Genomic DNA, 10900 nt, shown 5'->3' with positions numbered 1-10900 from the left:
CTGAAGCACCCAGCAAGAAGAGATGAGTCGTCAAAATTTCTGACTATTGCGTATAGAGCAATGATTAATTCATTTTTTGAAGCATCCAGCAAGAAGAGATGAGTCGTCAAAATTTCCGACTATTGCGTATAGAACCCATTTGGTATTTTTTCTTGAAATACAAAGGTTTCAGGAAAGCCGTTTTAAGGAGCCTAAAAACTATCCGCATGAGAAAGAGAAAATTTTCATCCTCCGCCTCCTTGAGCTTAAGGAAATGAAATAACTCTTGCTCTATCCGCAACAGTAGAATTTTCAGAGTCTAGAAATACTTAGCTCAGAGCAACGTGCTTTTTCTTCTCTAGATATGGAGCGATCGCTCTTGACAGATCAAGAGGAGATAATTACAAATTCAAAATCAAAAATTTATTCATCTCTATTTCTCTATAAGCAACAGCAGAGTTTCCAGATCCTAGAAATACCAACTTCAGAGCCTCTTACTCTTCTTGAAGCAAATTTATATCGAGCGCTCGATATAAATTAAGAGCAACTAATTTATTAATTCAAAATCAAAATGTGATTAATCTCGATTGCTCTATACGCAACAGTAGAATTTCCAGAATCGGGAAATAGTCAGCCCAGAGGAAGATGCTTTTTCTTCTCCAGATATAGAGCGATCGCTCTTGATAAATCAAGGGGAACTAATTATTAATTCAAAATCAAAAGTTTATTCAGCACTATTGCTCTATACGCAATAGTAGAGTTTCCTACATCTGAAAATAGTTAGCTCAAACTAACCTACTTCTCTTTCTCCAGATATGGAGCGATCGCTCTTGATAAATCAAGGGGAACTAATTATTAATTCAAAATCAAAAGTTTATTCAGCACTATTGCTCTATACGCAATAGTAGAGTTTCCTACATCTGAAAATAGTTAGCTCAAACTAACCTACTTCTCTTTCTCCAGATATGGAGCGATCGCTCTTGATAAATCAAGAGAAACTCATTTATTAATTCAAAATCAAAAATTTATTCAGCACTATTGCTCTATACGCAATAGTAGAGTTTCCTACATCTGAAAATAGTTAGCTCAAACTAACCTACTTCTCTTTCTCCAGATATGGAGCGATCGCTCTTGATAAATCAAGAGAAACTCATTTATTAATTCAAAATCAAAAATTTATTCAGCACTATTCCTCTATAGGCAATAGTAGAGTTTCAAAAGTCTGGCAATACCAACCCCAGAGCAATCTACTTTCCCATCCGACTATAATTGCTCAGTCAACCTAAACAAATCAAAGAGGTGCTAATTTATTAATTCAAAATCAAAAATTTATTCATCACTGTTTTTTTATTGCGTAATAGTAAGGTCTCCAAAATCTGGAAATACTAACTAGTGCCGTGTCAAGCCTTAAATGTTACTTTAGGAAAATCCTACGATGCTGATTTTTCAAAGTAAAGAGTCAAAAATCTATTCCACTATTTTAAGCTTGAGGCGCCACTAGGAGTAGTTACTCTTCCATCAAGCCATCCTGAGCAGAAGAGTAACCATACTAATTCACTTAAATATTTCACAAATAGTTCCACACTAACTATTTCAAATAATTAGCTAAAATCCCGCTCTGTTAAACTTTTTAGGAAAAACTATCTTGCTTTTGATTATTGATTTTAACTTTCGTAAAATTGCTCATATTTCATTTTTGACTACGAGCTAATTTGACCATATGAATAAGAGTATGATGAGCATCTTCAGCATCCTTTAAAGTATGGTCAAATTCAATTCTTATAGGTAAACTTTCCCCACTAAACTCAGCAGTTAAGTTCATACCTTGAGCATCAATAGAAATCATTTTTGCTGCTGTAGAATTGGGATAACCACCAAATTTTTGAGCATACAAAAGTACGGCATCTTGATGGTCTTCATTCATATGAGAACAAATGCGATGGCTAATTTCTGAAGTAAATGAATCAGACATATTTTCAAATCCTTTTGTAAGTATTATTTGCCAGTATAAAGTTAAGCTAAAAAATTGATGTTAAAAAAATCAGCTAAGATAAGTATAGATTGAGCTATAAACATCAAGAAAAATTATAAGATAAGCCATGTTCCCAAATCGAAGTAAAATTATATAATTTTATTCTAATTTATGAGTGCTTACTTAATCTCCTGACTCCTGACTCCTGTCTCCTGAATCCTATCTTCGATATTCATCACCACAGTCACTAATTAACTTAAACAAATCCCGTGACTCTCTGGTTAAATCATCAATTTGCCGATAATCTTCTACATCTAAGTTAAAATCAAAGACCCGAGAATTATATTGAAAATTTTCTGAAATACTCAGCCTTGCTCCGACAATTGCACCTGCTACAGTTGGTTGTTCTAAAATATAGCAAACTGCCACATTTGAGATACTTACTTTATGCTTATCAGCAATTTTTTTGAGAAGATTTAATAGTTTTTGAAATAGACTCCAATCTCCACACATATCAATCATATTTTTGTAATTTCTCAAACTAACAGTACCAAGGTTTCTATTTTGAGCATCTGGAGAATCTAAATATTTTTCTGACAATAACCACCACATAATGTACCATAAGCCAAAAGCTTAATATTATGCTTCTGACAAAACTGTACCATTTCTACCAAAAGACGACGATCTACTGAAAGAAAATTGAATTTGATTAGAAACTATTTTAATTCCACTTTCAATAATAATCTTCAGATGTTCAGTATCAAAATTAGTTAAAGCCAGATGCTTAAATTTTCCCTCTGACTGCAATTCCGCCATATAATTAAGAGCATCCAAATAATTTTTATTTTGATATTCCCACCCATGAAATTGAACTAAATCCAAAGTATCCACATTCATTATTGTGCGGGAAATATCAATATTTTTATCAACTAACTTTTTAGTCATTTTTGTAGGTCTTGGTACCCACTTTGTAAAAGCTTGTAAGTTAGATAAAGCCTCTACTCCTCTATTATTTATTAGTTGTCGTCTAAATTCTCTAATGAAGTCCTTCGCAAGACCATAATGGTCTGGTAAATCCCAAGTAGTAAAACCTGCATTTATATAATTAAATCATGTTCGGTTGAATACTTATAAATCATGATTGAAGAAGTCAGGAGTCAGGAGTCAGGAGTCAAGAGGGAAAAAGTAGATTTAGAATGAATCAGGTTTATTATAACTAATTATCTGAACATGATATTAAACATATTTTGAATAGCAGCTTTTGGATCGATACGATACGCCCATAAGCGCCTGATACTTGCAACATTCTATTCAAAATGCGACAGATATTTATATCATCAGTAAACTTTAGTCTGCTTGATTTGGGTAAGGTCATTTCAGTTATCAGTTGTCAGTACCTCCGCTTGAAGCTAGAGAGTTGAAATACTTAAGTTTATTTTTTTTATTCCCTTAAAATAAGAGGCTTGAGACCTTATTTTTGCTCATTATCTATTTTGACTTGTTGCTTTAGATTATCTAATTCTTTGAAATTAATATCATTAGTCATAATTTTTAAACAGTTTTTCTAATATGAGTTTTGATTGTATTCTAGATAATTTTTACCCCATAATCACATATCTTAATATTCTGAATACCGCAGCCTTAGTCTATTGATCTGTCAATTTTGAAATGATTGGTTGAGATAAGACTAAAGAAGATTGATAGGGATAGTAGACAAGAAAGAAAATTACATGGCTTATTCCTCAAATTAATCTTGACAAACAACTATACCTGAGTAATTAAGAACTAAAAATTTTATATAGGTAGGTAGAGGTAAATAAACCTCAATATATAACAAGATGTTTATCCAGCCTAAACTCTTGAAATTGCTTTCTTCAAGTCCGTTCCAGCCACTTCGGAGATAATAGAACAATCCTATTTCAATTGTAATATTTTTGTGATAGTTGCGAGTCAGGGGTCAGGAGTCAGAATTTTCAAGCTTTTTCCTCAATCTTAACTATTATAAAAATTCTCACAAATCATTTAGGATTGCTATAACATTTAATTATAGAAATTTACTTTAAAAATGTTACAAATAGTTGGCAACTAATAATATTAAATAATAAGCTTAAATTAGTGTATAATCGAATTTTTAAGTATTAAAATCTCTGTTATGACTTCTGAGTTCCGTGAAACGGTATTAAATCTAACTACTGAGTAATTCTGAGCTTAATTAGATATAGTATTTTTGATCTTTTTTATTCCCTGTGCCTAGTTAAGCTATTTCCTAAATTTCAAAACCTTTGTATTTCACGAATTTAATCAAAGCTATTCTATTATACAATAAATATAGCTTGCTAGTATATAACTTAGTAGATTGAGAATAAATACTTTCATTTGAAGCTAAATCAGGAAAGCTTCAAGTTAAATATTCACACTTATACTATTTCAAGTTATTTTTATATATTGTCCTTCCCTAAAATCAATGTCAATGATCTATAGCGTTGTTAAAAAATTAGAGCAAAATTTAGCTCAGTTGACAGAAGAGTTAAACAAAGAGAAAGCAGAACATCAGTGGACTAAAAATGCTCTCCAAAAAAGTGAAGTACGTTTACAAACAATAATTAATCAAGCATCTTTAATTATTTGGGAAGTAGATAGCAAAGGTATATTTACTTTTGCACAGTGTCAATCAAAACAAGTAGTAATAATACCAGAAAAGTTAGTGGGATCTTCAATTTTTGATCTATATAGAGACAATAAAGAAATATTGGATAAAATTGACTTGGCAATGGCGGGTAATCAAGTTAAATGGTTTTGGAACGCAGAAGATATCAGATATGAAACTAAAGTAGTTCCCCAAATTTCAGAAACAGGTAAAATAAAAGGATTAAGAGGAATAAATATTGATATCACAAGCTGCAAAATAACCCAGTTAGAAATTGATAAAACTCAACAAGAACTAGAAGCAAAAGTTGAGGAAAGAACATCTAATGTAAGAGCTTCAAATGAAGAACTTATAGATGAAATTGTCAGACACAAGCAGGCAAGAGAAGAACTACTACATAGACTAAATTTTGAGGAATTAATTACAACTCTATCAACCCACTTCATTAATCTAGCTCCTGACGAAATTGATCAAGGTATTCAAGTCGCTCTCGAATGGATAGGAACTTTTAGTGGTGTAGATCGTAGCTATGTATTTTTACTTGATGAAACAGGTAAGTATATCAACAATAATTACGAGTGGTGTGCAGCGGGGATTAAACCACAAATTCAGCAAAGAAAACAAATACCAATTACAGCATTAGGAGAATGGGAAGAGCAAATAGAAAAGTTGGAAACAATTTATATTCCTAGCACAGCGAAACTCTCAAAAGAAAAAGGGATAGCAAAAATATTTTTGCGTTCCCAATCCATAAAATCTTTAATTGTTGTACCAATGGCATATTGTGGTACTTTTATTGGATTTTTAGGGTTTGACTCAGTTAGAGAAGAAAAAAACTGGTCAGAAGATATTATTGCCTTGTTAAGAATTATGGGAGAAATGTTTATTAATGCTCTAGAACGAAAACGAGTAGAACAAGCATTAGCAGAAAGTGAGAAAAAATATAGGCATCTAGTAGAAACTTCCCAAAATTTAATTTGGTCTCTGGATACTCAGGGGCGTTTTACTTTTGTTAATCAAGCAGCTAAACACATTTATGGTTATGAACCAGTCGAAATAATAGGTCGTTTCCTAACAGATTTTATCTATCAAGAAGAAGTAGAAAAAATTAAACCAGAAGGAATAAATATCCCAGAAATACAAATTTTTGATCGAGATAATTGCTCAAGTTTTCAGTGGGAAACAATCCATAAACGCCAAGATGGAAAACCTGTATATCTCAACTTTAATGCGATTAATTTACAAGATAAACTGGGTAATTTTCAAGGTGTTATTGGTACTGCTACAGACATAACTGAACGTAAAAAATCAGAAGAAGCTCTCCAAAAAGCTAAAGACCAGCTACAAGCAGTTTTAGATGCTGTACCTTGGTTCATTTCTTGGATTAGTTCAGACTTACGATATATAGGAGTAAACAAGAAATTAGCAGGTAGTTTTAATTTAGTACCAGAAACATTTATTGGTCAAGAAATAGGTTTTCTTGGAAGTAGTTCAGAGTTCGTTAAATCTATTAATGAATTTTTTGCTAGCTCAGAACAACAAATGTCTCAAGAAGTTGAAACTAAGGTGAATGGTACTGTAGAAAATTACCTGATTGTAGTTCAGAAATACGATCGAGGAAAAGCAGTAGTTTCAGTCGGAATAGATATTAGTGATCGGAAACAAGCAGAGGCAATGAACATAAAATTAATTAGCTCACTCAAAGAATCTGAAAGAAAATTTCGTAGTCTTTATGAAGCGACAAGTGATGCTGTGATTCTACTAGATGAAAAAGGGTTTATTGACTGTAATAGTGCTACGTTAATCATGCTTGGTTTGAGTAGCAAAGAAGAACTTTTGACTAGAAAACAAACAGATTTTTATCCAGAATATCAACAAAATAAGCAACTTTCACAGCAGTTACTTAAAACAAAAATAGCCAAAGCAATATGTAAAGGTAATAATCATTTTGAGTGGATAGTCAAGAGAGCAGATAAGTCGGAATTTCCAGTAGAAGTTTTGTTGACTGCAATGAAAGTAGGAGATACTTTTGATGGAGAGAAAAAGTCATTCAAAAATAGAGTTATTCAAGCTGTAATTCGTGATATTACTGAGCGAAAACGAAATGAGGAACAAATTAAAGCATCTTTAGCAGAGAAAGAAGTACTATTAAAAGAAATTCATCATCGGGTTAAGAACAATCTACAAGTAATTTCTAGTTTATTAAGATTACAGTCAAGATATATTCAAGATGAAAATGTTATGGAGATGTTAAAAGAGAGTCAAAACAGGGTTAGATCGATGGCTCTAGTTCATGAACATCTCTATCAATCAAAAGATTTATCTAGGATTGATTTTAGTGAGTATATTCGCAACTTAGCTTCTCATGTCTTCCAAGCTTATGAAGTTAAAGCAAGAGGTGTGAAATTAACTGTAAAAGTAGTTCCTGTATTCTTAAATATTGATACGGTAGTTCCCTGTGGTTTAATTATTAATGAGCTTGTTTCTAATTCTCTTAAGTATGCTTTTCCAGAAGAATCTGTAGGGGATATTTCTATAGATTTCAATTATGAGGAGAATGATGAAAATAAGTTTATTCTGGAAGTTGGCGATAATGGCATTGGTTTTCCAGAGGGTTTAGACTATAAAAATTCAGGTTCTTTAGGATTACGTTTGGTTTGCTCATTAGTAAGGCAACTTAAGGGAGAAATTCAGAGAGTTAATGAAGTAGGAACAGTTTTTAAAATAACTTTTCATAGTGTAAATAATAATAAATTATAGAGGTGCATAGATAATGTCAAAATCAAAAATTATGATTGTTGAAGACGAAAGTATTATTGCTGAAGATTTAGCAGATAGTCTCAAAACCATGGGTTATGAAGTTGTTGACATTGTTTCTTCCGGCGAAGAAGCAATTTTAATCGCCGCCGAAAAGCAACCAAATCTAATATTAATGGATGTAATGTTACAAGGAGAAATGGATGGGGTAACAGCAGCGGAGCAAATTCAGTCAAACTTACAAATACCCATAATATTCTTGACAGCTTATACTGATAATAAAACTCTACAAAGAGTCAAAGCAACAAATCCTTTTGGTTATATTGTTAAACCCTTTGAAGAAAGAAACTTACATTTAACAATTGAAATAGCTCTTCAAAGACATCAGTATGACCCAATAACTCTTTTACCAAATCGTTCTTTATTTAGAGCTAGACTAAATGAAATTTTATCCCATAATAATAAAGCTAGCTTAGGAGATTTATGTAATATCAATGACTCTCATAAATATCAAAATTTTCCGAAAATACCTATCTTATATATTAACTTAGATCGAATTAATAGAATCAAAGTAACATTGGGCAGTAAAAATGGAGAATTGGTACTATGCAATATGGCGAAAAGACTTAAGGAATCTATTACTGGCATTGATATGTTAGCTCGTTTAGAAGCTGCTGAATTTGCCATAATTCTTAAGCCAGTAAAACAAAAACAAGATGCCATTGATGTAGCTCAATCTATTTTAGATATAATCTCTCAACCAATGATTCTAGAAGGTTATGAAGTTTATATCACTGCTAGCATAGGAATTACATTTTATCCATTAGATGATATAGAAGTAGATGAACTACTAAAAAATGCTAATGCAGCAATGTATCATGCTCAACAAAAAGGAGGAAATAATTATCAATTGCATAAGTCAGAAGCAGTTGTGATTTCTCTAGAACAACTATCCTTAGAAACCAATTTGCGTAATGCTTTAAAACGTTCAGAATTTCAAGTTTATTATCAGCCAAAAGTTAATATTAAGACTGGTGAAATTACAGGGGCAGAAGCTTTAATTCGTTGGTATCATCCAGAAAAAGGATTGGTTTCACCAGCAGAATTTATTCCTTTAGCAGAAGAAACAGGGTTAATTATTTCTATAGGAGAATGGGTATTGCGTACTGCTTGTAATCAAACAAAAATCTGGCAGGAAGAAGGTTTTTTTCCATTCCAAATCGCAGTTAATTTATCCAGACGTCAATTTATGCAGAAAAATCTTCAAGAACGGATTATTAAAATCATCCAAGAAGTAGACTTAAAGCCTAATAACCTAGAGTTAGAAGTGACAGAAAGCTTAGTTATGCAAAATGAAAGAGCTGCAAGTAGAATGATGAAATCATGGCAAAAGTGTGGAATTAAAATATCAATAGATGATTTTGGTACAGGATATTCATCCTTAAGTTATCTCAGAGAATTTCCATTTGATGTGATTAAAATAGATAGAAGCTTTATTCGCAATATAACTGCAGATAGCAAAACAGAAGCAATTACAATTGCAATTATTCAAATGGCTCATAGTTTAAACCTAAGAGTAATTGCTGAAGGAGTAGAAACTCAGGCGGAGCTAGACTTTCTTCAAAAACACGAATGTGACGAAATTCAAGGTTATTTATTCAGCCCACCATTACCTACATCCAAGTTTGAACAATTATTAAAAGAAGGAAAAAACTTAATGTAAAATTTGAGTTGAGAGATGGAAGAGAAAGTCAAAAGTCAAAAGTTAAAAGTTAAAATTCCAAACTATATTAGACTTGTCGAAAGCCACCAACCAAAACCTAAACCTAACCCAGAAATAATAGCCAAAATCAAAAAAGTAAAAAAGCCATTAAACAGCTCTATCAACTTTTCTCCAGCTACCATTTGAGCAATTACTCCAGCCACAATACCAATAGCTACCCAAGACCCAATAATAATATCAGGTCCAGCACTAACCAAAGCGATCGCCACAGTCTTAGACCTAGTAGAATTCCAAGCAGCAGACCAAGCTCCAACCCAAGACCCTAAAACAAAGCCCAACATACTACCCACACCAGTACCAGTCTTTGAGGCAATTACAGCATCAACTATTGTCCCAAAAACAAATCCACCAGCAGCCCAAACAATTGAACCAACAACCACAAGCAATATATTTTCTGCACCATTGCCAGCTACAAATCCTACCAAAGCAATTACTCCACCAATAGTCACTACAGCAGCAACAGTTCTTGCCTTTGGTTCAGTACCAGCGATTACTCCAAGACTACATCCAACCATAGCCCATGCCAAAGCTGTTATTATACCCCCCACATAATTTCCAGCTATCCAACCTGCTCCTCCACCAGCACCCAACATGGCAATCGCCCAACACCTCTGGGAACTTGACCCTTCAATTGCCAAAACAGTCATCCCCATCCATGCCACACCCTCAACCACAGCCCAAGTCCAAACAGGAGATTTAGAAATAACTAACACCCAGGCAGTCATAGCATAAAAAAAGAAAGTACCAATTAAGCTACCCCAAGGAATATAAGAATTTATTGAATTTTGCTGACGAGTGGATGTATGAACATATACCTGCTGAAAACCTTGATTATTGTTAGAATTTCGTGGTCTTTGAGGAGACGGAGGAGCAGTAGAAGGGTTAGGAGGAGTTGAGGGGCGACGTGGTGTTGGTTGTGTTTGATTGGGAGTTGGTTTTGTTGGAGCAACTTGGTATTGAGAATTACTTAAAAAATAGCGCAATTTGCGGTAAGCTTCATTAATCTCTTTCAGACGAATTTGAGCTTTTGCTTGTAGACGAGTATTGTGGACAAAGCGATCTGGATGCCAGACAAAAGCTAAATCTCGGTAAGCTTCTTTTACTTCTTCTAGAGAAGCACCAGGTTCAAGTTCTAGAATTTTATAGTATTGGTTGATTTCATCCACATTAGAAAAATACTTAGTAGTTAGTGGTATTGAGTTGCGGAAAGTCTTATTTTTTTGAAGTTAGTATGATAGTCTAATCGAAACTAATCAACAATTACTTCCATTTTGACTGTAAAGTTACCAAAATGCCATATTACTTTTCTGAGTCTACAGTGCCAAAAACTATAGTGCTAGAAATTCGCTAAAATTTTCCGACACATCGAAAAGCCAGACTGGAGAAAAATTGTCTGAGTTTACCTCACCTACTACCTACTCCCTGAAAAAATCTCAATTCAAAAACAGAAATTTCATCAAAAAACTATAACGTTATAGATATAGCTCATATTTTCCCAGAGATAGAACAGCCAGACTAGAAGAAAATTAACTGATTCGACCTCACCTACTACCTACTCCCTGAAAAAATCTGAATTCAAAAACAGAAATTTCGCCAGAAAAACTATAACGTTATAGATAGAGCTCATATTTTCCCAGAGATAGAACAGCCAGAGTAGGGACAAATTGCTTGAGTCTACCTCACCTACTACTTACTTTTTACTTTTTGAAAAATCTGAATTCAAAAACAGAAATTTCGCCAGAAAAACTATAACGTTATAGAT

Annotated in this window: 4 protein-coding genes and 1 pseudogene; 2 read left to right on the top strand and 3 right to left on the bottom strand. The window is 33.1% G+C overall.

The annotated features are described in order from the left end of the window. Nucleotides 1–1669 precede the first annotated feature (1669 nt). Nucleotides 1670–1951 carry a DUF2470 domain-containing protein gene (locus ACP6PL_RS19975; protein WP_426547025.1) on the bottom strand — a complete coding sequence of 94 codons (282 nt, stop codon included), beginning with the start codon at nt 1949–1951 and terminating at the stop codon, nt 1670–1672. Nucleotides 1952–2170: 219 nt separating this feature from the next. Continuing rightward, nucleotides 2171–3052, bottom strand: a pseudogene (locus ACP6PL_RS19970) (aldo/keto reductase). 1363 nt (nt 3053–4415) lie between these two features. Between ACP6PL_RS19970 and ACP6PL_RS19965 the strand changes: the two are divergent. Beyond that, nucleotides 4416–7358 carry a PAS domain S-box protein gene (locus ACP6PL_RS19965; protein WP_426547024.1) on the top strand — a complete coding sequence of 981 codons (2943 nt, stop codon included), beginning with the start codon at nt 4416–4418 and terminating at the stop codon, nt 7356–7358. Nucleotides 7359–7371: 13 nt separating this feature from the next. Next, a complete protein-coding gene (locus ACP6PL_RS19960) occupies nt 7372–9078 on the top strand; it encodes a two-component system response regulator (protein WP_426547023.1) in 1707 nt (568 codons plus the stop codon). A gap of 62 nt (nt 9079–9140) precedes the next feature. Here the strand turns inward: ACP6PL_RS19960 and ACP6PL_RS19955 are convergent, their stop codons facing one another. Further along, entirely contained in the window at nt 9141–10304 is a 1164-nt protein-coding gene (locus ACP6PL_RS19955) for a J domain-containing protein (protein ID WP_426547022.1), read from the bottom strand. Between the last annotated feature and the right edge of the window lie 596 nt (nt 10305–10900).

It is taken from the genome of Dapis purpurea BLCC-M126 (assembly GCF_050015975.1).
Classification (GTDB): domain Bacteria; phylum Cyanobacteriota; class Cyanobacteriia; order Cyanobacteriales; family Microcoleaceae; genus Trichodesmium.
Note: the sequence above shows the minus strand (reverse complement) of the source record. Positions and strands in the feature narration are given on the sequence as shown.

Bases quoted from the DNA above. Each gene is read 5' to 3' on its own strand.
- ACP6PL_RS19975 (WP_426547025.1), bottom strand. From the start codon at position 1,951: ATGTCTGATTCATTTACTTCAGAAATTAGCCATCGCATTTGTTCTCAT.
- ACP6PL_RS19965 (WP_426547024.1), top strand. From the start codon at position 4,416: ATGTCAATGATCTATAGCGTTGTTAAAAAATTAGAGCAAAATTTAGCT.
- ACP6PL_RS19960 (WP_426547023.1), top strand. From the start codon at position 7,372: ATGTCAAAATCAAAAATTATGATTGTTGAAGACGAAAGTATTATTGCT.